The organism is Acinetobacter sp. ANC 4636, assembly GCF_054454555.1.
Genome location: NZ_JBTKVD010000024.1, coordinates 1 through 25,243, shown reverse-complemented (window position 1 = coordinate 25,243; position 25,243 = coordinate 1). Strand labels below are relative to the sequence as shown.

Genomic DNA, 25,243 nt, shown 5'->3' with positions numbered 1-25,243 from the left:
CGAAGTCACGCTTGGGCCGCCCGCAATGCTGAAACCATTCGCACCATAGTTACTGCTATGTGTACCATCGCTCACCTGTGTGCCTGTTGCCGTCACATGGGTCACGTTGCCTGTACCATCGTTGATGCTCAAGCCCGCATTGTTCAACAGACTGTTGCCTGCGGTGATGCTGTCCACGCTCAGGTCTTTGGCGGTTGCAACTTGATAGTTGATGCTGCCATCGGCATTGGTGGTGCTATTGACTACAATGTTGTCACCCTGCGTGACTGTGGTTTTGGCTTTGGTCGCACTGCTTTTGACTGCTGCAATTGCTCCGTCCACGGTGTCGGCACCTGTGCCACCAATGTTGCTGGTGCTGATGCTGCCATCCGCTGCAATGCTGCTGTTGCCGCCAAGAACGGTTTTGACGCTGTTGGATACGTTATATAGTTGACCACCATTCACTGCATCTTTTGAGGTCACATTGACTGCGCCTGCACCCACATTTTTTAAAATAGTAGGGGCAGTTGTTGAGCCACTGGCATTATTGATTGATGTAACAATATTTGCAGAGGAAATTGCTGTAGGCGTACCAATTTTATCGCCATTGCTATCTACATCTGTAGCTTTGTACCAATTACCATCATTGGCTTTTTTAACTTTATTTCCTGAAGCATCGGTATAAACAACGGGAGTATTTGAATCAATTTTATCAATTAACTGCTTTGTAACAGCATAAACTTGACTACCATTCAGCGCATCAGTAGAAGTAGCTGAGATAGCACCTGCCGCTACATTTTTAATTTGACGTTCATTTCCAACACTACCGACAGAAACTTGACGACCAGCATCTGATACGTCACCAGCAAAGTTAGCTCCACCCGCAAAATTTATAAAATCAACGCCATTTACTGTGGCACTTGTAATTTTAGTTGCACTACCTGTTGTGGTACTACCTGCACCTAAAGCAACAGCACCATCTTTAGAAGCATAAGAACCTACCCCTAAAGCAACACTTGCTACACCTTGAGCATTTGCTCGTGTACCGAATGCAGTTGCCAGATCACCTTTTGCTGTCGCCTGAACACCTAAAGCAACAGCACCATTACCTGCTTCCGTATTAATATATTGATGCCCAACACCTGTCTGGCCATCTTCAGCCGCAATAAGAGAATCACCTGTTAATTTTTTATATGTTTGTGCAGCAGCAGTTGAGTTTAATCCCCCAGTCGCCGCAGTACCAGCAACCTTATTTAAATCATCTCCACCTATTGCAACTGAAGAATTACCTTTTGCATAAGTATTTGCACCAACTGCAATCGATTGATCGCCAGGCGCACAAGCATATGCTCCCACAGCTACACTTTGACCTGCTGTTGCACCACTACCATTAGAGTTTGTTGGGTTACAGTTTAAAAAAACACTCCCCCCATCCAGCGCCCCAGCAAAAACAAAAGATGGTGCAAATGCCGTTATCAATGCGAAAGACAATGTTTTTAAATTAAATATTTTAAAAGTTGTATCTTCAGAATGACTATTTTGCTGTTCAACCACCCCGCCAGCACTTCCACAATTGCTTTTCGTTTTTCCTTTGGCAATTTCCGAAACTGCTACCCATGCCCCTAACGAAGAATTCCACACAATACGGTATATTTTGTTCATTTTAACTACTTTTATTTTCAATGAATGTCTTAATTTATTTTAATTATGTGACACAGTTCACACAATACATTTTATTATATATGAATTATTGTTTTTTTCGATTTATTGTTAACTAGTTGTTTTATTTTTAAAAAAGTGACAAAAATAATGCAAAATTATTTTATTTTTACTTTAAAATTTAGAATTTATTGCGATTAAATTTACAAAAAATAGCGATAAAAAATTGAATCGCTAAACAAAATCCATGACAGGTTGCTGTATCTGCAACACGAGAAACCTACTTTTTTATAACTTCGAGATTGATTTAAAAAATAATGTCGTTGCAATCACTAGCATAAATTCATCATGTTGAATCAGCTGATTTTTACACACAGACAGCTTGGTTGAATCAATCCATAACTGATCGTTCTGATAATCTTTCATGAAGGTAGAATGCAAAGCTTAGAATCTGAATTCATATAGATGAATGAGCTAAAGCAGCTCATATGCTAACTAAGGATATGACAAGGGTTTTAATCAAGATTTTTTTATGTATTAGCGAGTTAAATATATTTATGTTATTGAAATATTTATATTTAATACCAATGAATAACACTTCTAAAATGCTTAACTGATAGGAATATTTTATCACGCTATTATTTTAAAATTTTCAATAGGTTGATTCAAATTTTTTAAAATACAACTAATCGCAGCGAACCAATAGTTTCAGTCAGGCAAAATCATTAAAGGCGTAGATTAGTTGTGCAGCAAACATCGTATTGTTTTACTGTCACCTTTAAAACCAATTTTTATCCGCAATTCTCAACTATATTAAATGCATGATAAACCTATTGACTTCAACTATATCCGAATACAATTACGCCCTTCATTTTTAGCACGATACAAATTCTGATCGGCAATTTTAAATACTGTTTCTACATTTTTTGAACTTAATGGCCAATATGCGATCCCGATCGATACAGTAATTGTACCAACAAGATCAATTTGATGATTTTCTAAGCTTTTTCTCAAGTTTTCTGCTAAAGAATAACTAAAATCCAAATCAAAAATTGGAGCAAGTACCACAAATTCTTCACCGCCAATTCGACAGCAAACATCATCACTACGGAAATTCGATTTAATATAAGCAGCCAGCTCTTTGAGTACCAGATCACCTTTATCATGCCCAAAGGTGTCATTAATCTTTTTAAAATGATCAATATCAATAAAAATAACCGCAAACTCAGTATTGGTTTTTACCAAATCATCGATAAACAAATCCATACCACGACGATTATATAAGCCTGTGAGCGGGTCAGTATTGACATGATAATTTAGCTCAGTAATCGTTTGCTTAAAATATTGCGAACTGAGCAACAAGGAAATTTTGAACTTCAAGACTTCGACAAACCACGGCTCAACCTGTTTAATTTTTTCATCTATTTCAGGATGGCTAAGATCACTTGCCATTTTAGCCAAATCAGAGAGCGGGTTAGAAATTAGGTAAGCAACTCGCCAAATAATTAAAAAAATCACAATATAAAATAATGACATACCAAATAGAATTTTATAAATTATTTTATTCGCCTGATCCAAAAGTTCATGTGTTGGTTGTTGTGATACCACAATCCAATTGGTTGAAGGAACCCGAGCAAAGCCTGCCAAGTTATCGATCCCTAGACTATTGATCAAACGAATGGAGCCTTGTTTATTGCGGGTCATCGCATCCAGACCTGTATTATTTTTTACAGTCTCACCTATACGCTTTTCATTGGGATGAAAAATAATTCTTCTAGAACTATCCATGACATACATATAATTTTTCTTATAACCATATTTGCTGGCAAGCATCTGATTTAAAATATTGTCTTGCTTTAAATAAATTGAAGCCGCTATAAATCCCAAATAACGATGCTGCTGGTCAAAAATTGGCTGTGAAATAAAAATGATGAGATTATTTTTAATCGAATAATAAGGCGAACTAATAAATGCTGCTTTCTTTTGCAGTGAGGATTTTACGCCTATAGTATGATTAACCACGTTTGTATTGAGTTTTAACTGGACTGGTGCATAGCTCAAAAAACGCCCTGTACTATCAGAGATCAGTACACTATTAAAATAATTGGATTGATGCTTCAAGCGTTCAACTTCAGTTTGACGTAGCTGAGCATTATTAAAATTCTGCCCTAGCAAGGCAGCACTATAAGCGAGTTCATGTTGCATAATGGAAAAATGGCTGTCAGTTCCATTGGATATTTTTTGAGCATATTCCAAGTTAACTGATAATGCATTTTGTATCAGCTCTTTTTTCTGGACATAATAGCTGACAAGTAATGAGGCAATAAATAGGCTAAAAACACTAAATGCAGCGAGACACAGAATGAGTTTTCTCAGGTCTAAATTAAGTGAGTAAATGATTTTTCTTAGCCACATTACACATTGAGTACTTCAAATTTAATTCAAAAAATTATACGATTAAAAGCGAATAATAATCAAAAGAAATATGGTTATTTATGATAATTTATAGTTTACACACTTTTTATTTTTCTTTCTGAGCGAGATTGAAATGTATTTCAACGTAATTTATGAGAAAAATGACCTTATAAAATGAGCCTATGTCATAAATAAAGCAATAAAATGAGAATAAAATCACATTTTCTTAATTTTATATAAATATAAACTATAGCAAATCATTTAGTATCATACTGAAAACCTGATAAAAGTGTATGTTTATCAAAAATTCTATATTTTAATTTCCACATTTCAGCCATAGATTATTGATATTTATTTAAAAATAAATAAGATAACCATAATTTTTTAGTGTTTAGCATAGGCTTATTTTCATCATGGTTTAGGTTTTTTTTATTTCTCTCCCTAAGAAAAATTGAGATATTTCTTAATGAAATTAAAATAAATAAGATATGCTTATAAAAGATCTAATAAATTAAAACTTACTTATATTTATATTCAGAAAGAAAAATAATTCGATGAATAACATATAAACATTATATAAGTATTTTCAACCCTAAAAACGGATGCAATTTCTTCCATCGGCTTTAGCATTATATAAACACTCATCCGCACGTTTAAATACAGTTTTTATATTTTTTGAAGTGGTTGGCCAGTGTGAAATACCAATAGAAATTGTTACTTCACCAACCAAAGGCATTGATGTACATTCAATTTTTTTACGCAAGTGTTCTGCCAGCCTTATAGCATTTTCCAATTTTAGCCTAGCAGCCAAAACCACAAATTCTTCACCACCACTACGACAACAAATATCTTCATCACGGAAATTAGAACGGATATGGTCGGCAATTTTTTTTAAAATTACGTCACCTTGGTCATGCCCAAAATTATCATTAATTTTCTTAAAATAATCGATATCAATTGAGATGACTGCAAACGGAATACCTGTTTCAATAAAATGAGCCACAGACAATCCCATACCACGCCGATTATATAAATGGGTAAGTGGATCTGTATGCATATAAAGGTTAAGTTCAGAAATAGTTTTCTTAAAATGCTGTGAACTGATTAACAATGCGCTTTTAAACTTACGCACCTCAACAAACCAAGGATTAACACGTTCAATGCTTGCCTCAATGTCAGGTTTATGTAGATTACTTGCCATGTTTGCCAATAAAGACAAAGGGCTTGAAATTAGATAGGAAATTTTCCAGATAACAAAGAAAATCAGGATATAAAATAGCAACATTCCCACCAGCATTTCATAAACTGTGTTGCTGGTTTCCTTAAGTAACTCACTCGCAGGTTGTTGAGAAATCACCATCCAGCCTGTAGTTGGAATACGTGCAAAACCCGCTAACAATTCATTCCCATGTTCATCGTTCAAACGAATTTCGCCACGATTTTTATGCACAAGGCTTTGAATATTAATATTGGATAATTGACCAATTTTATTCATGTCAGGGTGAAATAAAATATATTTATTTTGATCAACTACATACATATAGTTATGCTTGTAACCATAATGACCAGAAAGCATTTTATTTAAAATATTGTCCTGTTTTAAATAAATAGTTGCACCAATAAATCCTAAATAATGATGATGCTGATCAAAAATTGGTTGTGAGATAAAAATTAATAAATTTTTACTTGTACCATAATACGGTGGGGAAATAACGGGAGCTTTTTTCTCTAAAGAGAGTTTAAATCCTAAACTTCTAATCACTTTATTTTTTTGAAAATTTAATTTCAATGGTGCAAAACTTAAAAATTTACCGTCTTGATCAGAAATAGTCACGCTATTGAAATAGTTAGACTGATACTTTAAACGTTCGACTTCTTTTTGTATATATTTTTGATTATTAAATTTTTTTCCTAAAATTTCAGCACTATATGCCAACTCCTTTTGCATCATCTTAAAATGGCTGTCTGAACTATTGGCAATTTTAGCAGCATACTCTGCATTAACCGATAAAGCATTATGTAAAAGCTCGTGCTTTTCTATATAATAACTCACGACCAAAGACACAATAAATAAACTCACAACACTAAAAATCGAAAGATATAAAATCAACTTCCGTAAGTTCAAATCTAGTGAATAAATGAATTTTTTAAAGATCATTTTGTATCAGTCATGAGTTCATCATTTTTTCTATTATCAAATGATATAACTTAAAATTTAACAAGTAAAATATATATTCATTATCTAAGTCTATTTTTAATAACTATTTTAAAAAGTATGATTAGCCTAAAAAAACAGAAGATTATTTGGAATTTTTAAAAATAACGAAATACCATTTAAGCGTTCAAAATTTAATTCACTGCCGTGAGAGCATTCACCACATTAGGCTTGTTTCATCATTGCTCACCTCTTCTTTATTTTTATTTCTAAGCAAAATTGAAGTATTTTTCAATAAAATGCAAGAGAAAAAAAGAGGGCGTATGAAAAAAGCCTATTGAGTGAAAACATATCTAGCTTTAGGTTCCTTGCAAATTTTTAGCGTAAGGAAACTCAATGTCAAGAAGTGTACCATCCCCAAGGTTGGTCGCTTCTATAGCTGGTTATCTGCTTGATTTCCAGATAATTCTCTAAACCCCAAATCCCAAGCTCACGCCCAATACCGCTTTGCTTATAGCCGCCCCATGGCGCTTCGGTAAAGGTCGGTTGTGAGCAGTTAATCCAGATAATCCCTGCGCGTAGTTTACGTGCCACTCGCTGGCAACGGGTCAGGTCTTTCGACATGACCGCGCCTGCTAAACCAAAAATGGAATTATTGGCGAGTTGAATCGCTTCTTGCTCATGTTGAAAAGCACGAATAGCGACTACAGGGCCAAAAATTTCATCTGTCCATAGCAGATGTTCTAATGGCACATCCACAAAAATCGTCGGTTCTACATAATAACCGTGTGGCAAATCTGCAGGACGTTGTCCACCACTAAGTAATTGCACTCCGTCCGCTTGTCCTTGTCGAATCGCCTGCATCACTTGCTGATACTGCTTGGCATTGACCAATGGGCCGAGTTTGACATCGGCATCCAAGCCATTGCCAATTTTGATTTTTTGCGCAGCAGCACTTAGGCGTTGCAATAATTCAGGGTAAATTTCCTGTTGAACCAGTACTCGTGAAGTTGCCGAACATACTTGTCCCTGATTCCAGAAGATGCCAAACATGATCCATTCCACTGCCGCATCAAGATCACTGTCAGAGAAAATAATAAAGGCTGATTTTCCACCCAGTTCCAGACTTAAGTTTTTGACGTTATGTGCTGCCGATTGCATGATCTGCTTGCCTACAGGCACACTCCCCGTAAAAGCAACCTTGTCAATTTCAGGATGCGCAGTTAAATATGGCCCGATTTCATGACCAATTCCTGTGACGATATTCAAAACGCCCGCAGGCAAACCGACTTTTTCGGCAATCCGACCCAGTTCAATCGCAGTTAATGACGTCGCCTCGGCAGGTTTCAAAATCAATGTGCAACCTGCGGCAAGTGCGGGTGCAACCTTCCATGCGGCCATCAGAAGAGGATAGTTCCAAGGAATAATCGCACATGCTACGCCCACGGCTTCTTTACGCACGACACTGCTAAAGCGCTCATCAGCAAGGGGGATGTTTTCTTCATGGTTGGGATCAAGTTGTTCTGCCAAGTCTGCATAAAAGTCAAAGCAGCCTGCGGCATCTTGAATATCCCAAACTGCCTCAGGCAAAGGCTTGCCATTATCACGGACTTCTAATTCAGCGAGTGTATCTAACTGGTTACGGATTTCTTGGGCTATCGCACGCAAATATGCTGCACGTTGCTTAGGCTGATTTGCCCAGTCAGTTTGATCAAATGCCTGTCGAGCAGCTTGGACAGCAAGTTCGGCATCTTCCACCGATGCCGCCGCAACTTGGGCAATTTCCTGTTCATTGCTCGGATCAATACTGCTAAAAGTTTGCCCATTTTTCGGGCTAAGCCACTGACCATTGATATATAACTGCTGGTATGACATCACTATCCTGTAATTTTCTGCAAATCTGGCATATTTGAGTGTAACAGGATTTTAAGTGCAATTTTTAGTCCAAGCATTGGATTAAATAACCCAAAATAAAAAAAACTGCTTGAGCCAGGCAGCTCAAGCAGTTTGAATTAAATGGTCTAATTTTAGATTTCTTTCATCAATCCCTTTTCTTTCTCCCTATGGGAGAAAATTAAAGAGGGTGTAAACAATGATGAAAGAAATCTATTTATTTTAGAAATTCACAGTCCATGACAATTGTGCTGTACGTGGTGCACCGAGGAACAAATAGTCGTCTCCAAAGAAACTGCTTGTATCACGCCAATATTTTTTATTGAACAAATTGTCAATATTGAGTCGCAGTGTGTTGTCATAACCATAGGCACGGAAATTATAGGCTGTACCCGCATCAAATATGCTATAGCCTGGTACTTTGACTGTACCCGATTTGTTCGCATATTTACTGCTGCTGTACTGCATTCCCGCCAACAATCTAAGTCCATCAATCTGTGGTACCTGATAGGACAAGTGGCTGGCAAAACGCAGGGTCGGTACATTTTGAGTTTGATGCCCTTGGTACTCAGCCGTTTGTATGCCTGCGAGGCGTGAACGAGTCAGGGCTAAAGTGGAGGTGATATCTAGGTTTTGGTTTAAACGACCTTGCAGACCCAATTCTAAACCGACATTGTGCTGTTGACCATCGGTGACATAATCACCCGCAGTATTGGTATATTGATTGTCCTGTTTCAAGTCAAACACTGCTGCGGTAAAGAGTAACGCTTTCCACTGCTGCTTAATTCCCAACTCATACTGAGTTGAATGCACAGGTGCCAAAGTCGCATAAGCATTATTGGCATACCAAGGCGCTTGCCCACCATCACTTAAACCTTTGGCATAAGAAGCATACACATGAGTACGTTCCCAAGGTTGATACATCAGTGCAAGTTGCGGAAGGAAACGGTCAAAATTGGTATCGCGGATATTGTTGCCGTCAGCAGCATAGGCATTTTCATTTAAATGCAGTAACTTCCCACCCAGCAAGACCGACCACTGTGAATTAAAGTCGATCTGGTCAAGCAAGTTTAATGCTGTTTGCTGACTTTCTAAAGATTTGTAATGATTGCCCAGAGTTGCAGTAGTAGGGCTATAGGTCGCACTATTACCATAAATATTACCTGTACCAACCCATTCATTAATCGCATTATATTGCGCATGGCGTTTATAGGTCTGTGACAATTCCAGACTCACAGTATGCAGCCACGCTCCTGTATCAAATTTTCCGTTTAAGCCTGCTTTAAACTGATTGGTCAAATAAGTGTCATTGGGGCTACGGTAATCATAAATGTCATAATTACCATTTGGGTCAAAAGTATTGCCTAAACCTGTAACCTGACAAACGCTACTATAATAGCAACCATATGGGAATGAAGAATAATCATCAATCACTGCACGACTTTGTGAAGCAGTAAGATGAGCCTTCCAGTTATCATTGATCTGGTAAATATATTTTAAACTGGCACTTAAGCTTTCATCAGTGACAGGTTTACCCCAGCTTTGATAACCTAACAGACGATCCCAACTAATGCCACTTGGTACAGTGGTGCCACCAAGTAACTGATAACCCGGGACAGAACGTTGGCGTTGACGCTGCGATTCGATATCAAATTCGAGTTTTGAACGATCTGAAATTTTCCAGTCCAAAGCCAGAGAACCAAATGCACGCTGTCCATTGGCGTGTTCAACATAAGGATGCATTTCTTCTTTGGCAAGATTGATACGATAGCCAAACTGCTGATCTTCACCTAGAAACCCACCAAAATCCATTGCAACACGGTTACCAGCATGACTGTCCGTTTCAACCGTCACAGAATGAATGTCTTTCGGGCGTTTGGTGACATAGTTGACTACTCCACCTGGCGTTGACATGCCGCTTTGCATGGCACTGATGCCTTTTAAAACTTCGACTTGCTCTTTATTTTCCAGTGCAACATTTTGTTCACCGCGTAGCAGATTGCCATTGAGCAAATAACTTGATCCAAGATTTAAGGCAAAACCGCGCATCATAAAGTTTGGATAATAACCAATCGCGGCATAACCATCACCCACTGCTGCATCATTTTTCACCACATCGGTGAGCGTTTTGGCATGCTGATCGGCGATACGTTCTGCGGTCACCGTACTGATAGATGCAGGAATATTCAGAATATTTTGCTGGACAAAGCCCGACAAATTGATTTTGGGCTGATAATACGCTGACTGTGACTTTTTCGCCGACACGGTAATAGTTGCCAGTTGCTGAAGATCATCTTCAGCATGTGCCAATACTGGACTCAGTCCCAAATATGACAATGAGCTAACAGCCAGTAATGCCTGTTGTAAACGAGAAAATGAAAATGGATACGTGTTCACGGTATTTGCCTAACCCAAAAAGAAAATTTGCAAGCTTGTATTTTTGCGGGCATGAGTATTCACATTTTTTTGATTTTAAACAAGGCTTTCTCACCATCATCTGTAGATTTTGAGCATTTATCCCGATGAAAGGCAATTTTCACCTCAAATCATCAGATGATGGTCAGATAATTTTAGGATTGGTCGGGTACAAACAGGTGTAGGATTGCTTTCTACCACGAGCATTTTTACAAAACACTCAGTTAATTAGCTCTGATGCATATTGGATGATAACTATTTATTGATGAAGCCGCATCGCCACGATTTTTTGCGTATCTTGTATTTAGATTAAATGAGCTGATTGATATTCATCCATTTAAAATCCAAAAACTCATGAATTGGAAATATCACATAAGTCCTGAACATAATTTTTTAACAGTGGACTGGCTTGTCGATGGTATGCAATAACCACTTGAGCATAGGCAGCCTGATCTGAAAGTGGAATATAATTTACAGCCATGAGCGTGCGATCAATCATAGACTCAGCAATAATACTTACACCAAAACCTTGCTGTACCAAAATCAATTGCATACGTTTACGCGAACGTACAGCAGCAGGTTTCGGGTTAAATCCTGAAGCAACACACAGACTGCGTAACACATAACTCATACCGCCACGCTCAGGATGTGGCACAGAAACAAACTTCTCATTTTTTAAATCAGATACCTGTAAAACCGCACAGTTTGCTAACGCGTGTTGCGATGGCAATACAGCGTAAAGACGTTCTTTCTGATATTCGACCAGTTCCAGTTCAGCATAATCATGCGTAAGCACAGGCAAACGTAATATACCTATATCCAACTGCCGATTGATTAACAGTTCAATCTGCTGCTCTGAAGAATACTGACCAATCTCGATACTCACTTGTTGCGTAAAGGCAAACTGCTGAGTTTTCTGTAAAAAATTTTCTGATAAACCAATACTACTGGAATGGGCTAACGTGAAATAAGCTTGTTTTCCCTGACTCAGTTCTTGTGCCTGTAGCGTTGATTGCTGCAATGCCTGCAATAGCTGACTGGTTTTTTTATAAAAATAGGCGCCTGCGGGAGTTAACCGAATTTGTCGCAGTTCCCGATTAAAAATTTGAAATCCCAGTTCATCTTCAAGCAGCAAAATCTGGCGGCTCAATGCCGACTGTGCAATAAATAATTGCTCGGCAGCCTGATGATAACTGCCCGTCTCGACAATTTTCTTTAAGTACTGCAATTGCTTCATGCTTGGCATATTGATCTCTTTTTTAGATCGTTTATTCAAAAAATTGAATTAGATTAGATTAGATTAGATGAGTGCCTTATGCTCATAAAAAAGAAAAGAGGAATTTATATGTTGGATTGGTTATTTATGCAGTGGAATTGGGTTTATCTCCCTATTATTTTCCTCTCCTATATCGTTTTTGGTTTTTCTGGGTTTGGAACAACACTGATTGCCGCTCCGTGGTTAAGTCTGTATATGCCGCTGAATCAAATCATTCCCATGATCGTGATTCTTGATGCAATTGCCTCTATCAAAAACTGGTATCAATTACAGTCAAGCGTTGAATACCGCCAAGTTCGGCAACTTTTCCCATTTATGAGTCTCGGCGCAGGTCTGGGTATCTATCTGCTGGCTACACGTCCTCCGATGTTATTACTTTTATTTATGGCTATTTTTTGTATCGGTTATAGTCTGTACCAATTGTTTAAGAAGCCCATCTCTCATCCATCTTCCCGAAGCTATTTACATATTCCAATAGGACTATTTGGTGGTTTGTTTGGTGCATTATTTGGCAGTGGTGGTTTTTTATATGCGCTATATTTACAACAAAAACTCCCGAACAAGCTACAGATTCAATCTACACAGAGTGTTCTCATTTCACTGAGCACCAGCCTACGGCTAATTTTGTGCCTGCTCATGGGACTGTATTCTTTACCGTTGTTGGGCTTGGTCATACTGCTGATTCCCAGTATGCTCTGTGGTGTTTATATCGGCAAAAAAATCACAGCAAAAATGAGTTTAAGTCGCTTTAATCAATTCATTTATATTTTGGTCCTTTGTTCAGGCATCAGTCTGCTGATTCGTTATCTGGCAGTTGGTTAAAGGTATGGAGATGTATCCGTTTCACATTTGCAGCGTAATCAGCAGTTGTTGGTGACCTCAGACTTTCATCAGCTCAAAGCAATAGGTATAAGCGCAAACACTGCCAAGAAAAAGCATGGTAAACCTAAAAATATATAGATGGGCTGGTATTTATATAAAAACAGGCACTTGGCAGAGAAATTTTTTGCAAAATTAAAGCCATATCAACAGGTTTCCATGAGATTTCATCTGCTAGACAACGTCGTGAAAACACTGTTGCTTGAGCCCGTGATTATTTTTTCTGGAAATGATGAATGTTTAACACGAGCCCATAAAAACTAAAATAGATTTAACAAATCTCTCGCTGCATACAGCAATAAAAATCACATCCATTCTTAAAATATCAAATAAATTCACAGTTTATTCACATTGCTAGCCATAAGCTCCGTTTGCAAGATATCCCGATGTTTAATTCATCATTCGCTTGTTCCACCAACTCGTAAACAGTTGGTTAAATATAGGGTTAAATCGTGCATGCTTTAGTTCGAAAACGACCAAATAGATTTTATATCTTATTAAATCTTGATAGAAAGAGAGTATCTATATGATTTTACATCAATATAAAATTGTTTTTGGCGGCAGTATGGGTGCTGGAAAATCAGCAGCTATTAAAGCGCTCTCCGACATTCCTGTCATAGAAACTGAAGCAATCAATACGGATATCAATAGACATAGCAAGTATTCCACTACAGTCGGAATCGACTATGGTGAAATTGTGCTTGAGGATGACACTAAAATTGGACTATATGGCACCCCTGGCCAAGATCGTTTTGATTTTATGTGGTCTATCGTCTGCAAAGGTGCAATTGGCGTCAGTATTTTAATTGATCATTCATGTGCAAATCGTTTGCAAGATTTACAAAGCTATATCAGCGCTTTTGAAAGCCATAGTCAAAATATTGTGATTGGTATTACGCATGTCGATCAACACGATGAACAAATGCTCAAGATTTATCGGGATTGGATGAGTTTGCACCACTACAGTTACCCAATTTTTGCGATAGATGCCAGACAAAAAGATGATGTTCTACTTATGGTTGAAGTGTTAATTGCTTCTATTGAAACTCACGCGATTGCAATGGTTTAAAGGATGGGCCCGCAAGTGAATACCAATACTCTTTCACGCCAGATTCCTCAAGCATTGATTGAAACTGGCCGTATGCAAATTCATGAATTCTTAAATAATGTGAGCGGTCTTGAGTTTGTCATGCTGTGTTCTTCGGATGGTTTTGAATTAGCTTTGGCGAGTAAAAAAAAGTTGGAAAATACTGGAAAAATTGCTGCTGTCTCTAGCTCGATTCTGGCTATGGTGTCCGCCTTCATTTCAGAAATCAACTTAACAGGCTGTAAGACTCTTTCACTTAATGCGGAAAATGGGCATGTGGTTTTAACAGGTGTGGAACATGCGCACTATCCTATGCTGATTATAGCGGTAGGCTCACCTGACATTCTCATGGGGAAAATGCTGTATGCAATCAAAAAAACTTCTCAATCTTTAGCTCAAATCCCGATATAGATGATTGTATATATGAAAAACACGCCACTGTTAAATTTCATGTAATTTACTGTATTTAAATGAATTTTATGATATATCGCAATGATACATAGCTTAATACGATTAGAAAATGAAAAAGTTTTTACATATTGCTGTGTTTGGTCTTAGTCCGCATGTGCTTGAGCAGTTTAAAACTCAAATATTGTTATCTATTCCCCATGGGGTAGAAGTGCGCTGGGTCAATATCTCTGAAAAAAACATCGACCTGTTAATGGTTAACGATGCTTTTTTTTGCTTCATCGATCATTCAAAAAATTCTTTCGCAGATTCATATACAGTACTTACGTCTGGTTAAAGTTCCAGAACAGCAGGGAAAGATTGTTGATGACACTTTAGCTTATCCTGTAACGCAGCTAGAAGATTTACGTGCATGGATACAAGAGAAATTCTTTGATTATGCATCGGGTTATGCGCTTAATCTACCTTCTGCAACGGTAGAAAAATCTGTCGCGACCACGACCATATTTAATCAATGCTTATTGCCTAGAAATGGTTTTATCCAGTTAGTCGACTATCGGGGATTCTTAGCTTTAGTCGACACCATGACAGAGCGCGTCTGGGTCAACCCATCTCATCCCATCATTTTTTTTGACAACAGCTTGAATCAAACCTATGCCACAAATCACTTTGTGCAGGAGACCATCAAAAATCAGCCCGCACAAGATTTACGCAGCTGGTTGTGGCAAGTGGCATACCGTTCTACTGATATACAACTTCCATAGGTTCAGACCAATCAATATTTTAAATTAGAGATTTGGCCAAAATTCGAACAGGTCGATGAGCGTCGAAATCTATTAAAAATTGCGGCATGTTTTGCCCAAGGTGCTCAGATTCAAATGGTAATCAATAAGTTAAATATTCCCGAAAAACAAATCATAAGGTTTGTTGCGACTAGCTATATGCTCAAAATGGGTTCGTATGTTGTTTCTGATGAGGCTAAATTCATGAGAAATAATGAATCAACTGATCAAAACCAGTTGGTTAAAGTTCGCAGTTTTTTCACAAAATTGCGTAAAAAACTTGGTCTTTAAATCAATATTCTTATGGGGAAACCCTTAACTTAAGGTAGAAAGTAAAATGAGTCGTATTGTTTTAGATAGTCTAACTGGCATAGATGGTTTTATTGCAGCAGCATTGGTAGATAGTGAAAGTGGTTTAGCTTTAGCCACTCAAGGAACCAGCATAGATTTAGAACTTGCTGCGGCAGGCAATACCGAAGTCATACGCTCAAAACGTAAAGTAGCGAAAGCACTTCAATTAAATGATAATATTGAAGATATTTTAATTACTCTAGGTAAGCAATATCATTTGATTCGTCCTCTTGAAAGCAATGATAACTTATTTCTGTATCTTGTTTTAGATCGTCAAAAATCAAATTTAGCGATGGCTCGCTTTGAACTAAAAGCGTTTGAAAAGGAATTGGACTTTTCTTAATCTTAATTTTGTATTCAAAACAACGTTATCTAAGCATGTCTGCTTGATTTAGGTATTAGACTTCTTTCATAAGCCTCTCTTATTTCTCCCTATGGGAAAAAGATAAAGAGAGTGTAAGTTATGAAAGAGGTCTATTCCATATGATGACTTTTTTTAATTTAGAAAGACTTGCTCTCGGGTACTTCAAATAAAAGTATGCATATACACCAAGACACTACAGTATGAGAGAAATCATACAGAGTAAACCAATACAAGAACCCCGACAGAATGTCGGTTTTTTTATGACTTGGCTTCGGCCGCTCCGAATATCCTCAGCTTGCCTCCAGCCATAGGTAAAAATAATTTCCAATACTAAACTGAGTCATAACCACCACATTTATTCGTAAAATAGCCCATAAACATAAGCAAAAAACCTCGCGTAAACTTCTTTCAGATTTTACATCCACTTTATTTTTTTCATGAGTAAAGTTGATGTATATAGTCATAAAGTGCAAAATCAATAAAATAAAACCATGAAACAATTTAAATAAAATTTAAATTAAAAATAATCTTTCATCCTGCTATATTTATCTCTATAATTTAGTTTAAATAATCAACAATGATATTTAAAGGTGGAGTGGAAATGAAAACTTCAAACCAATTGGTGGATGAGGCAAAATCTAAAATCAAGGAAATATCAATCCAAGATTTAAAATCAAAAACCAGCAACCCTCATATTATCTTAATTGATATCCGCGAACCTGATGAATATCAATCAGGTTATATTGAACATGCGGTAAATATGCCTCGTGGTGTTTTAGAAATGCGTATTCACCAGCACCCTTCTGTTTTACAGCACTGTGACACCTTAGTTGCTCTGGAAGCTTTATCTCAGCATGAGATTTACTTGATTTGTCGCTCAGGCGGTCGCTCAGCACTTGCTGCGCTTTCTCTGCAAAATATGGGCTTTCCACACGTTTTCTCTATCGAAGGCGGCATGCAAGCGTGGCAAGACGCCAATTTTCCAATCGTTCAATAACCAAACGGAAATCATCATGAAATTTACTGAACTTACGCACAATATTTCCAATAACATCAAAACCATTCGCCAAAATTCTCCTGAAACAATGAAGAATTTCAATGCATTAGCACAAAGCAGCATGAAAGAAGGCGTCATCAATGCAAAAACCAAAGAATTAATTGCTCTTGCAATTGGGGTTGCCAATCGCTGTGATGGATGTATTGGCTTTCATACTCGCAGCCTTGTGAAAATGGGTATGACCTTAGAAGAGCTCAATGAAGTCCTGTCTGTGGCAGTTTATATGGGAGGAGGCCCTTCTCTCATGTATGCGGCAAATGCGATTGAAGCTTTTGAAGAATTCACTAAAAATCAATAATTTAAAATAAAAACAAATCACCTCAAGGTGATTTGTTTTTTTGTTTTCAGGTTAAATAAGTCACCAATAAATTAGGTGCACGAATAAACAACCTGAGTAAAGATTGTGCTGCACGTGAGGGTTTTCGATGCCCTCTTTCCCAACTTTCTAAGGTTCTAACCGATATACCTAAAATACTGGCCAATTCATTTTGGGATATTTTTGAACGCTTGCGTGCAAAAACAATATCTTTCGGCTGAATATCTGAAAGATTTAAATAATTAAATCGATGTTGCTGTGCTATTAATATCATACCACCCCACAATTAATCTATTTTATTTATCTATATTAAAATCAAAATTTTTGAATATAAGCAAACGAATTTACTTATATTCAGCGTATTTTAAAATTCATTTATTTCACTTAGGTCTCTTTCCTAAATATTTATACCCATTTTATTTTCTCGGCGAGATAAATAAAATGGGGTCTAAAATAGCTCTTATTAATAAGCTAGAAATAATAACCCTCTAAAAATAGCAGCAATGATACCTAGCCCTAAAAAACCCAATAACCACAGCCCTATAAACCATTGCATTTCAGATTTTTTCATATCACATGCATCCTAATGATAACCTTCATCACCCACACGGACTTTGTCACGAAATACCCAGTACGCCATGATGGTATAAATGAGAATGATCGGAATGAGTAACAATGCCCCGATCAGCGCAAACAACTGACTATTGGCTGGCGCTGCGGCTTGCCAGATTGTGACTGATGGTGGAATGATGTTTGGCCACAAGCTAATCAGAAAGCCCGTATAAGCCAGAAACATCAGCACAAGGGTATAAATAAAGGGCCGAAATTCCTGTTTTTGGCGACAAGCTTTCCAAATTAAAAAGCTAAACAGCAGCACCAAAACTGGTACAGGACTGAAATAGATCAGTTGCGCCGGATTTAACCAGCGTGCGGCAATCGCAGGTTGCGAATATGGCGTATACAAACTCACCCCTGCAAAAATCACCAGCAATGCCAGCACAAACTTGGGCATTAAACGATACATACTGTGCTGTAAATCATGCTCAGTTTTCAGGATCAGCCATGCACAGCCCAATGCCGCATACATCACCACCACGCCAATGCCTGTGAAAACAGAAAAAGGCGTTAACCAGTCCCAGCTTCCACCAGAAAAAATACCGTGCTGCGTATGAATGCCCTGAATATAAGCCCCGAGCAAAATCCCCTGAAAAAAGCTGGCAAGGGTTGAACCCCAGATAAATGCCGCATCCCAAAGGTGTTTCGAACGCTGTGCTTTAAAACGGAATTCGAATGCTACCCCCCGAAAAATCAGGGCAATCAACATCATGACGATCGGTAAATACAGCGCTGAAAGCACGGTGGCATATACCATAGGGAAGGCTGCAAACAGCCCCGCTCCGCCCAGAACCATCCATGTTTCATTACCATCCCAAACAGGAGCAACCGTGTTCATCATCACATCACGTTTGTGCGGGTCCTTGATAAAGGGAAATAAAATGCCAATCCCTAAATCAAAGCCATCGAGTACGACATAAATCAACACACCGAGTGCAATAATGACTGCCCAAATGATAGATAAATCAATCATGCTTCTGCTCCTGAGTTGGTTGATCAATGCTTTCATCAACTGCACTTAGTGGACGCATTGGGGTTTTAAAATGCCCAACACCTGCAATTTCTTCAGGTGGAGCATAGATAAACTGAGGGCCTTTGTGCATGAGTTTGAAGATGTAGTACACACCTGTACCGAACACTACGGTATAGACAAGCACAAATAAAATTAAAGTAAAACCGACCTGACTCGCAGGCACACCCGATAGCGCATCTTTGGTACGTAAAATGCCATAGACGACCCATGGCTGACGCCCCATTTCAGTGGTAAACCACCCAGCAAGCAGTGCGATATAACCCGTTGGCCCCATAATGATGGCAAATTTATGCAACCACGATGTTTCGTACAACTTGTTGCCCTTACGCAGCAATAAGCCAGACAAGGCAAGCAATAGCATTAACATGCCCAAGCTCACCATCAAACGGAAACTCCAAAACAATACCGTTGAATTTGGGCGATCCTCAGGAGTGAAATCTTTAAGGCCTTTGACTTCACCATTGAGTTCATGAGTCAGAATCAGGCTACCTAAATAGGGAATACCTACAGCATAATCTGTGTGTTCAGTTTGCATGTTTGGAATACCAAACACATACAGTGGCATAGATTCATGGTGATTGGTTTCCCAGTGCCCTTCTATCGCTGCCAGTTTGGCGGGTTGATGATGTAATGTGTTTAAACCATGTTGATCACCAACCAGAACCTGAGCTGGCGCAGCAAATAAAATCATCCATAACGCCATGGAAAAAGAGCGTTTAACCAAAACATCCCGACGTCCTCTGAGCAAATGCCATGCAGAGGTTCCTGCAACAACCAGTGCTGATACTAAAAATGCAGCCACGGCCATATGCGCAAAGCGGTACGGGAAAGATGGGTTAAAAACGATTGCAAGCCAATCTTTCGGTACAATCACTCCGTTTTCAATCGCAAATCCTTGTGGGGTTTGCATCCAGCTATTGGAAGACAGAATCCAGAACATGGAAATACATGTACCGATGGCGACCATCAACGTGGCAAAAAAATGAGCGCGTTCGCCAACTCGCCCCCAGCCAAACATCATGATGCCGAGGAAGCCTGCTTCAAGGAAAAATGCAGAAAGCACTTCATAACTGAGTAAAGGGCCGGTGATACCACCTGCAATACGTGAGAACTCAGCCCAGTTGGTGCCGAACTGATAGCTCATGACCACACCTGAGACTACTCCCATGCCAAAAGCTACAGCAAAAATTTTGATCCAGTACTTAAATAAATCCCGATATACAGGATCACGCGTTTTTAACCAACGCCCTTCCAGTACGGCTAGAAAACAGGCTAACCCAATCGAAGTGGCAGGAAAAATAATATGGAAAGAGACCGTAAACGCAAACTGAATACGCGCCAGTTCCAACGCTGTTAATCCGAGGCTCATTGCTTGACCTCTTCTTGGTGAACGAATTCTTGCATCACCAGCCAGCCAGACATCGTCATTTATTCACCTTCTTCATACAATTTAAAAGTTTTGTTCAAAATAAATGTTCATCGTCTTAAACATACAGTTGGCTTAGGTCAGAAAATTACACAGCAAAATCTAAAATTGACATCAAAATTTCCTGACAGAAGCAAACGCTGCTTTAGCTTTAACGCAAATTTGATGCCAAATCGGAAATAAATTTTATTTATATAAATATCAATAATTAATGAATAAAAAATATAAATTTATGAAAAATAATTATTACAAAATTGTTTCAATGAACATAATGAAACATTACAATCGAAACATATGAAATATAAACAAGATCGATTCACTACTTTATAAAATAGATCCATCAATCAAAAAAGCAGCAATAAACTGGTTATTTTTTATACAATCTTAAAATACATACTTTTAAAACTTAGTATTTGATTATACGTTTAGACTTATTTATCTATTTATTCATAGGAACATATATGGAAGCTGTGATGTTCCATGAACAATTTGCATGTTTAAAATAACGCTATACTTCTAGTGTTTATTCATGTCTGAGATAAATTGATATGAATTTGATTCAGTTGAGTTTTTAAACCACATGAAACCTATTTCTATCTCTCTTTACATATACATTTTCACAATCCATAGTTAGCTGAATCTAGATCAAGCGGCACATAAGGTTAAATTCTGAATTTTCTATACGACAAAGTTATTTAACTTATGAAAGTTACCTAAGTTATAAATTTTAAGTTTAGTCAGGAATCTGTCCATATATGCACATCATGGCTGAGCATTGGTTATCAGAAATAACATATTGATTTCATTATGATCTATATCATAGGTAAATTAATGACTGACTCATAAATTATAAAGTTATTTAACTTACAAAAGTTACTTAAGTTATGAATCTTAGATGTTGTCAGGAATCTGTCCATATATGCATATCATGGCTGAGCATTACTCATCAGCAACAACATATTGATTTCATTATGATCTGTATCATAAATAAATTAATGATTGGCTCATAAGTTATAAAGTTATTTAACTTATGTAAGTTACTTAAGTTGTGAATCTTAAATGTTGTCAGGAATCTGTCCATGTATGTGAATAATAGCTAAACATTGATCATCAGCAACAACATATTGATTTCATTATGATCCGTATCACAGATAAATTAACGATTGATTCACAAGTTATAAAGTTATTTAACTTATGTAAGTTACTTAAGTTGTGAATCTTAAATGTTGTCAGGAATCTGTCCATATATGTGAATAATAGCTAAACATTGATCATCAGCAACAACATATTGATTTCATTATGATCCGTATCACAGATAAATTAACGATTGATTCATAAGTTATAAAGTTATTTAACTTATGCAAGTTACTTAAGTTGTGAATCTTAAATGTTGTCAGGAATCTGTCCATATATGTGAATAATAGCTGAACATTGATCATCAGCAACAACATATTGATTTCATTATGATTCGTATCACAGATAAATTAACGATTGATTCATAAGTTATAAAGTTATTTAACTTATGCAAGTTGTCTAAGTTATGAGTCTTAAGTTTTGTCAGGAATCTGTCCATATATGCACATCATGGCTGAACATTGATCATCAGCAACAACATATTGGTTTCATTATGATCTGTATCACAGATAAATTATTTTATAAGTTATAAAGTTAAATAACTTATGTAAGTTACTTAAGTTATGAATCTTAAGTTTTGTCAGGAATCTGTCCATATATGCACATCATGGCTTAACATTGATCATCAGCAACAAAATATTGATTTCATTACGATCTGTATCACAGATAAATTAATTTATAAGTTATAAAGTTAAATAACTTATGTAAGTTATGAGGTCTATCTTCTGTTTTTATTATAAGCTTGCTTATATACTAGACGACTCTACACAACACGCTTTTACAGGGTTTTAACATTGAAGGGCTTTCAGCCTCCGCATATGGACTTATAAGCTCAAAAGCTGGGGATCATGCTTAGATATACTCGCAACTGGCTTTATGGCTATTTTGCAGTATCAGGGCTAAAATTTGCTTTCTCAGCATGCTCTGTACAAAAGAAATGGGGGCAATTTATATCCGAACGTAATAATCATCTAAAAACGCCAAATCTCTAAAAAAGCTTGGAGATGACTCTTATGCAATACTGATCAAACTTTTTATAAAAATAAACAGGGTATTTATCAGTTTTGGCTTCGCTGGTATTTGAGTTATTTAAATTTTTCTTTGAACCCAACTTCTAATAAATACGGATAGTACTTCTTCACATTTTCTTGCTCTAAAAGCTCAAGTGTGATTCTCTCGCGAAAATCTTCAATTGATTCACCTATATTCGCATATTTAGCTCCGAATTTTGGATAGAGTGTAAGATCACACAATTTTTGGGCAAAAAAAGCACATTGCTTTGCTGTCAGTGAATAGGTTGGTTCTAATAAGATCTCATTTTTGATGAGTGCTGTTTTAAGATCGAAAGAGAACTCTATATGTGTAATTGTTCTTCCTTCTTTTTTTTGTGTATAGCTCACATCAATATCGGTAAACTTATTGATCTGGTCAATTGCAACCGTCAGTACACGCTTTTTGAAATCGCCCATGACCTGATATTCATTTTCAAGTAAACCAAGCTTTTCACGGAGTTGAGAGACGCTAATATATAATTTACCTTTACCTCGCCATCTAATGAGAAGTTCATACAAACGTATGGCATAGACACTCGACAATTGAGAAATCTGTTTCAATTCATAACGAGTAAATTTTTCTTCGAGTTTGACAAACAGCTGTAAAATATCTGGAGCAAAAACCAATTGCGCGCACGCTGCTTCTTTAACGTAACCGACTTTAGATACCCAGCGGCTCTTATAAACCGCTAATTTGCCTGTCTGAGGATCTATTGCTTTATACGTAAGTTTACGTTCAAAAAGGTTGTCACATGCAGCCTGGAGTGCTTCATAAGCAGATTGGCGCTCTAAATTGAAGTGCTTCATATATTCAGATGCATGAATCGTCAGCATCGTATCTGCTGTAAGATCTTGTTCAATGTCTCGAGCGGCAATGATTGCAATTAAAATTAAGCGTTGCTCAGACAAACTTAAAGCGTAAGATGCTTCAATGAGGTTGTTATCTTTATAAATTACATTTGCCATATTGTGTTTAATGATAATAAAACCATTAATGGACATTACCACTTAATGTCCATTAATGGAAGATTTTTTGATGACAGGAATCCGTCCATTAATGACAGGAATCCGTCCATATATTGTCAGGAATCTGTCCATATATTGTCAGGAATCCGTCCATATTAATCAAGGAATCCGTCCATATATTGTCAGGAATCTGTCCATATATATCCTCCAGATGCTAGATAGAATAAGGCTTGCAGGCTACCTATAAATATAAATTTAAAAATATATATAAATTTAAAAATATATGATTACTTGTGGATAACTTTTTTAAATTTGTATTTCTTGATAGTTGATTTAAACCATAAAACACTATACATTACTTTTAACAAAATTACGTAACTTGCATAACTTATGATTATTTTAGTTGGTGGCGAAAAAGGTGGTGCTGGTAAAAGCTGCCTTGCTCAGAATTTAAGTGTTTATTTGCAAACTAAAAATAGAGATGTACTTTTACTAGATGCAGATCCACAAGGTACAACTACAGATTGGATTAAAGAACGTGATGATAATGAACAGTTGAAAAATATTCCTTCTGTTCAAGCATCAGGCAACATTCGCCTTGTTTTAAAAGATTTGGCAAAAAGATATCAAGATATTGTGATTGATGCGGGTGGTCAAGATTCTGAAGCATTACGTTCTGCAATGACAATAGCCACACATATGTTATTACCATTTAGACCAAAACGTAGAGATCTAAAGACACTTGATCATATGGAGCAAGTGTTAAAATTAGCAAAAGCAGTCAATCCTGATTTAAATGCTCGTGCAATTATTACGCAATGCCCAACATTACCCTCACAAGTTCAACGTATTTTAGACGCTAAAGATGCATGTTTATCTTTTGGTATTAAAGCATTGAATCAAATTACAACGAATCGAAATGTTTATGACGATGCTGATGAAAATGGTCTTTCTGTATTTGAAGTAACCAGTGATTATAAAGCCAAAGCCGAAATTGAAGGCATCGCACAAGAATTCTTAGGAGTGTAATTTATGGCAGGTTTGGGCGGTTTAAAGAAGAAAACGGAAGAGCTTTTGGAACAAGATCAGCTTGTTGAAAATTTTATCTCTGGTGCAGAAAAAAGAGTTAAAGATCTAGAAGTTTCTCAAAAAAAATTTGTTCGTTGTACGTTCTCGTTAAATGAGGAATTGAACCAATTAATTGATGATTTAATTGTTAAAAGCAACAATGCCCGCGTAAATAGATCGAGTATTGTCAGAATGGCTTTAGAATCATTGGCTGAGCAGACTCCTGAAGAGTTTCAAGCATTAATTCATAAAAAGAGCCAGTAATTTTTGTGTAATTGCCTGAATTTGTTATTTATCACCTTAATAACAGAATCAGGCAATATATTAAATGAACAAAGGAATAAACCTTGTTAGCAGGCTGACTTAAGAACTCAAAATAAAAGATAATCTCAAACGCCTCAATTCCTACATAGATTACACCATGGTTCCAGCCCACTAGAATAGACCGATTACAGCAAAGTAGTATTCTAGGCATTAACATGGATAGGCAGAAAAATATAAACAATTGTAGTTTTGCAATCTGGAGAGCTGATAATAAGAGTGCAAAGCAGATACTCCTGTTTCACGCAGCCATTGTTCAGACCTCTGCGATTAATTTTGAATAGCTTCTGTATGATTCGATGACAGGCTCACAAAGTCATTTACAAGCTATTGGTAGCCCGTACTCGAAGATCAAAAAGCAAAAAAGGGGGATTCTGAGCTAATGGGTGAAACTCTAAAACTTGAATATGCTAATCTTGTATAGACATGCTTTTTATGGCCTATTTTTGTCCTGCCCAAAGTAATCACTGCTAATACTTTAATTTATCCTAAATAATAATATAAAATTATTTACATACTTATTTAGGATTAAATATCATAACTTCATAACTTCATAACTTCATAACTTCATAACTTCATAACTTCATAACTT

The 25,243-nt window shown here is 37.0% G+C and carries 18 protein-coding genes and 2 pseudogenes; 9 read left to right on the top strand and 11 right to left on the bottom strand.

From position 1 onward, the window contains the following. Nucleotides 1-213: 213 nt before the first annotated feature. The 7 genes and pseudogenes from ACX1N5_RS15110 to ACX1N5_RS15080 form a co-directional block, all read right to left on the bottom strand. A pseudogene (locus tag ACX1N5_RS15110) lies at nucleotides 214-492 on the bottom strand (hypothetical protein); the annotation flags it as partial. A 186-nt stretch (nucleotides 493-678) separates the two neighbouring features. After that, nucleotides 679-1,641 (bottom strand): annotated as a pseudogene (locus ACX1N5_RS15105) (ESPR domain-containing protein); the annotation flags it as partial. Between the two features lie 840 nt (nucleotides 1,642-2,481). Further along, nucleotides 2,482-4,053 carry a sensor domain-containing diguanylate cyclase gene (locus tag ACX1N5_RS15100; protein WP_131382122.1) on the bottom strand — a complete coding sequence of 524 codons (1,572 nt, stop codon included), beginning with the start codon at nucleotides 4,051-4,053 and terminating at the stop codon, nucleotides 2,482-2,484. 592 nt (nucleotides 4,054-4,645) lie between these two features. Next, entirely contained in the window at nucleotides 4,646-6,211 is a 1,566-nt protein-coding gene (locus ACX1N5_RS15095; RefSeq protein WP_131382124.1) for a sensor domain-containing diguanylate cyclase, read from the bottom strand. A gap of 396 nt (nucleotides 6,212-6,607) precedes the next feature. Further along, nucleotides 6,608-8,083 carry an aldehyde dehydrogenase family protein gene (locus ACX1N5_RS15090; protein ID WP_131382126.1) on the bottom strand — a complete coding sequence of 492 codons (1,476 nt, stop codon included), beginning with the start codon at nucleotides 8,081-8,083 and terminating at the stop codon, nucleotides 6,608-6,610. 240 nt (nucleotides 8,084-8,323) lie between these two features. Beyond that, nucleotides 8,324-10,498: a TonB-dependent siderophore receptor gene (locus ACX1N5_RS15085; RefSeq protein ID WP_458803383.1), complete on the bottom strand. Its 2,175-nt coding sequence runs from the start codon at nucleotides 10,496-10,498 to the stop codon at nucleotides 8,324-8,326. Nucleotides 10,499-10,868: 370 nt separating this feature from the next. Next, nucleotides 10,869-11,762, bottom strand: a complete 894-nt coding sequence (locus ACX1N5_RS15080) for a LysR family transcriptional regulator (protein ID WP_458803381.1) — start codon at nucleotides 11,760-11,762, stop codon at nucleotides 10,869-10,871. Nucleotides 11,763-11,861: 99 nt separating this feature from the next. Between ACX1N5_RS15080 and ACX1N5_RS15075 the strand changes: the two genes are divergently transcribed. The 7 genes from ACX1N5_RS15075 (at nucleotide 11,862) to ACX1N5_RS15045 (ending at nucleotide 17,018) form a co-directional block, all read left to right on the top strand. Further along, a complete protein-coding gene (locus ACX1N5_RS15075; RefSeq protein ID WP_458803379.1) occupies nucleotides 11,862-12,614 on the top strand; it encodes a sulfite exporter TauE/SafE family protein in 753 nt (250 codons plus the stop codon). Between the two features lie 583 nt (nucleotides 12,615-13,197). Then, nucleotides 13,198-13,740 carry a GTP-binding protein gene (locus ACX1N5_RS15070; RefSeq protein WP_131390180.1) on the top strand — a complete coding sequence of 181 codons (543 nt, stop codon included), beginning with the start codon at nucleotides 13,198-13,200 and terminating at the stop codon, nucleotides 13,738-13,740. 3 nt (nucleotides 13,741-13,743) lie between these two features. Beyond that, nucleotides 13,744-14,169, top strand: a complete 426-nt coding sequence (locus ACX1N5_RS15065; protein ID WP_458803377.1) for a roadblock/LC7 domain-containing protein — start codon at nucleotides 13,744-13,746, stop codon at nucleotides 14,167-14,169. A 260-nt stretch (nucleotides 14,170-14,429) separates the two neighbouring features. Further along, complete coding sequence (locus ACX1N5_RS15060) at nucleotides 14,430-14,930, top strand: hypothetical protein (protein WP_458803375.1); 501 nt, start codon at nucleotides 14,430-14,432, stop codon at nucleotides 14,928-14,930. A 355-nt stretch (nucleotides 14,931-15,285) separates the two neighbouring features. After that, nucleotides 15,286-15,642, top strand: coding sequence for a roadblock/LC7 domain-containing protein (locus ACX1N5_RS15055; protein WP_458803373.1), 357 nt, complete (start codon nucleotides 15,286-15,288; stop codon nucleotides 15,640-15,642). Nucleotides 15,643-16,264: 622 nt separating this feature from the next. Further along, a complete protein-coding gene (locus ACX1N5_RS15050) occupies nucleotides 16,265-16,660 on the top strand; it encodes a rhodanese-like domain-containing protein (RefSeq protein ID WP_458803371.1) in 396 nt (131 codons plus the stop codon). A gap of 16 nt (nucleotides 16,661-16,676) precedes the next feature. After that, nucleotides 16,677-17,018, top strand: a complete 342-nt coding sequence (locus tag ACX1N5_RS15045; protein ID WP_458803369.1) for a carboxymuconolactone decarboxylase family protein — start codon at nucleotides 16,677-16,679, stop codon at nucleotides 17,016-17,018. Between the two features lie 46 nt (nucleotides 17,019-17,064). On the opposite strand, the gene ACX1N5_RS15040 is transcribed toward ACX1N5_RS15045, so the two are convergent. The 4 genes from ACX1N5_RS15040 to repM form a co-directional block, all read right to left on the bottom strand. Next, nucleotides 17,065-17,310 carry a type II toxin-antitoxin system MqsA family antitoxin gene (locus ACX1N5_RS15040; protein WP_207788516.1) on the bottom strand — a complete coding sequence of 82 codons (246 nt, stop codon included), beginning with the start codon at nucleotides 17,308-17,310 and terminating at the stop codon, nucleotides 17,065-17,067. Between the two features lie 309 nt (nucleotides 17,311-17,619). Then, complete coding sequence (gene cydB, locus ACX1N5_RS15035) at nucleotides 17,620-18,624, bottom strand: cytochrome d ubiquinol oxidase subunit II (protein WP_458803366.1); 1,005 nt, start codon at nucleotides 18,622-18,624, stop codon at nucleotides 17,620-17,622. Further along, entirely contained in the window at nucleotides 18,617-20,053 is a 1,437-nt protein-coding gene (locus ACX1N5_RS15030; protein WP_458803364.1) for a cytochrome ubiquinol oxidase subunit I, read from the bottom strand. The genes cydB and ACX1N5_RS15030 overlap by 8 nt, the downstream gene beginning before the upstream one ends. A gap of 2,276 nt (nucleotides 20,054-22,329) precedes the next feature. Beyond that, the gene (gene repM, locus ACX1N5_RS15025; protein WP_171458184.1) at nucleotides 22,330-23,262 is read right to left on the bottom strand and encodes a replication initiation protein RepM; all 933 of its coding nucleotides are present in this window, start codon (nucleotides 23,260-23,262) and stop codon (nucleotides 22,330-22,332) included. A gap of 390 nt (nucleotides 23,263-23,652) precedes the next feature. Here repM and ACX1N5_RS15020 point away from each other — a divergent pair, with 390 nt between their 5' ends. After that, on the top strand, nucleotides 23,653-24,291 hold the full coding sequence (locus tag ACX1N5_RS15020; RefSeq protein WP_004749515.1) for an AAA family ATPase: 639 nt from the start codon (nucleotides 23,653-23,655) through the stop codon (nucleotides 24,289-24,291). Between the two features lie 3 nt (nucleotides 24,292-24,294). Beyond that, nucleotides 24,295-24,594 (top strand): hypothetical protein, encoded by a 300-nt coding sequence (locus tag ACX1N5_RS15015; protein WP_131382149.1) that lies wholly within the window; start codon nucleotides 24,295-24,297, stop codon nucleotides 24,592-24,594. The last annotated feature ends 649 nt before the right edge of the window (nucleotides 24,595-25,243 follow it).

Excerpts from the sequence above, each read along its gene's own strand:
- ACX1N5_RS15075 (WP_458803379.1), top strand. The coding sequence starts at position 11,862 with ATGTTGGATTGGTTATTTATGCAGTGGAATTGGGTTTATCTCCCTATT.
- cydB (WP_458803366.1), bottom strand. The coding sequence starts at position 18,624 with ATGATTGATTTATCTATCATTTGGGCAGTCATTATTGCACTCGGTGTG.
- ACX1N5_RS15040 (WP_207788516.1), bottom strand. The coding sequence starts at position 17,310 with ATGATATTAATAGCACAGCAACATCGATTTAATTATTTAAATCTTTCA.
- ACX1N5_RS15045 (WP_458803369.1), top strand. The coding sequence starts at position 16,677 with ATGAAATTTACTGAACTTACGCACAATATTTCCAATAACATCAAAACC.
- ACX1N5_RS15055 (WP_458803373.1), top strand. The coding sequence starts at position 15,286 with ATGAGTCGTATTGTTTTAGATAGTCTAACTGGCATAGATGGTTTTATT.
- ACX1N5_RS15080 (WP_458803381.1), bottom strand. The coding sequence starts at position 11,762 with ATGCCAAGCATGAAGCAATTGCAGTACTTAAAGAAAATTGTCGAGACG.
- ACX1N5_RS15015 (WP_131382149.1), top strand. The coding sequence starts at position 24,295 with ATGGCAGGTTTGGGCGGTTTAAAGAAGAAAACGGAAGAGCTTTTGGAA.
- ACX1N5_RS15065 (WP_458803377.1), top strand. The coding sequence starts at position 13,744 with ATGGGCCCGCAAGTGAATACCAATACTCTTTCACGCCAGATTCCTCAA.
- ACX1N5_RS15070 (WP_131390180.1), top strand. The coding sequence starts at position 13,198 with ATGATTTTACATCAATATAAAATTGTTTTTGGCGGCAGTATGGGTGCT.
- repM (WP_171458184.1), bottom strand. The coding sequence starts at position 23,262 with ATGGCAAATGTAATTTATAAAGATAACAACCTCATTGAAGCATCTTAC.
- ACX1N5_RS15090 (WP_131382126.1), bottom strand. The coding sequence starts at position 8,083 with ATGTCATACCAGCAGTTATATATCAATGGTCAGTGGCTTAGCCCGAAA.
- ACX1N5_RS15030 (WP_458803364.1), bottom strand. The coding sequence starts at position 20,053 with ATGAGCCTCGGATTAACAGCGTTGGAACTGGCGCGTATTCAGTTTGCG.
- ACX1N5_RS15095 (WP_131382124.1), bottom strand. The coding sequence starts at position 6,211 with ATGATCTTTAAAAAATTCATTTATTCACTAGATTTGAACTTACGGAAG.
- ACX1N5_RS15060 (WP_458803375.1), top strand. The coding sequence starts at position 14,430 with ATGCTTTTTTTTGCTTCATCGATCATTCAAAAAATTCTTTCGCAGATT.
- ACX1N5_RS15050 (WP_458803371.1), top strand. The coding sequence starts at position 16,265 with ATGAAAACTTCAAACCAATTGGTGGATGAGGCAAAATCTAAAATCAAG.
- ACX1N5_RS15100 (WP_131382122.1), bottom strand. The coding sequence starts at position 4,053 with ATGTGGCTAAGAAAAATCATTTACTCACTTAATTTAGACCTGAGAAAA.
- ACX1N5_RS15020 (WP_004749515.1), top strand. The coding sequence starts at position 23,653 with ATGATTATTTTAGTTGGTGGCGAAAAAGGTGGTGCTGGTAAAAGCTGC.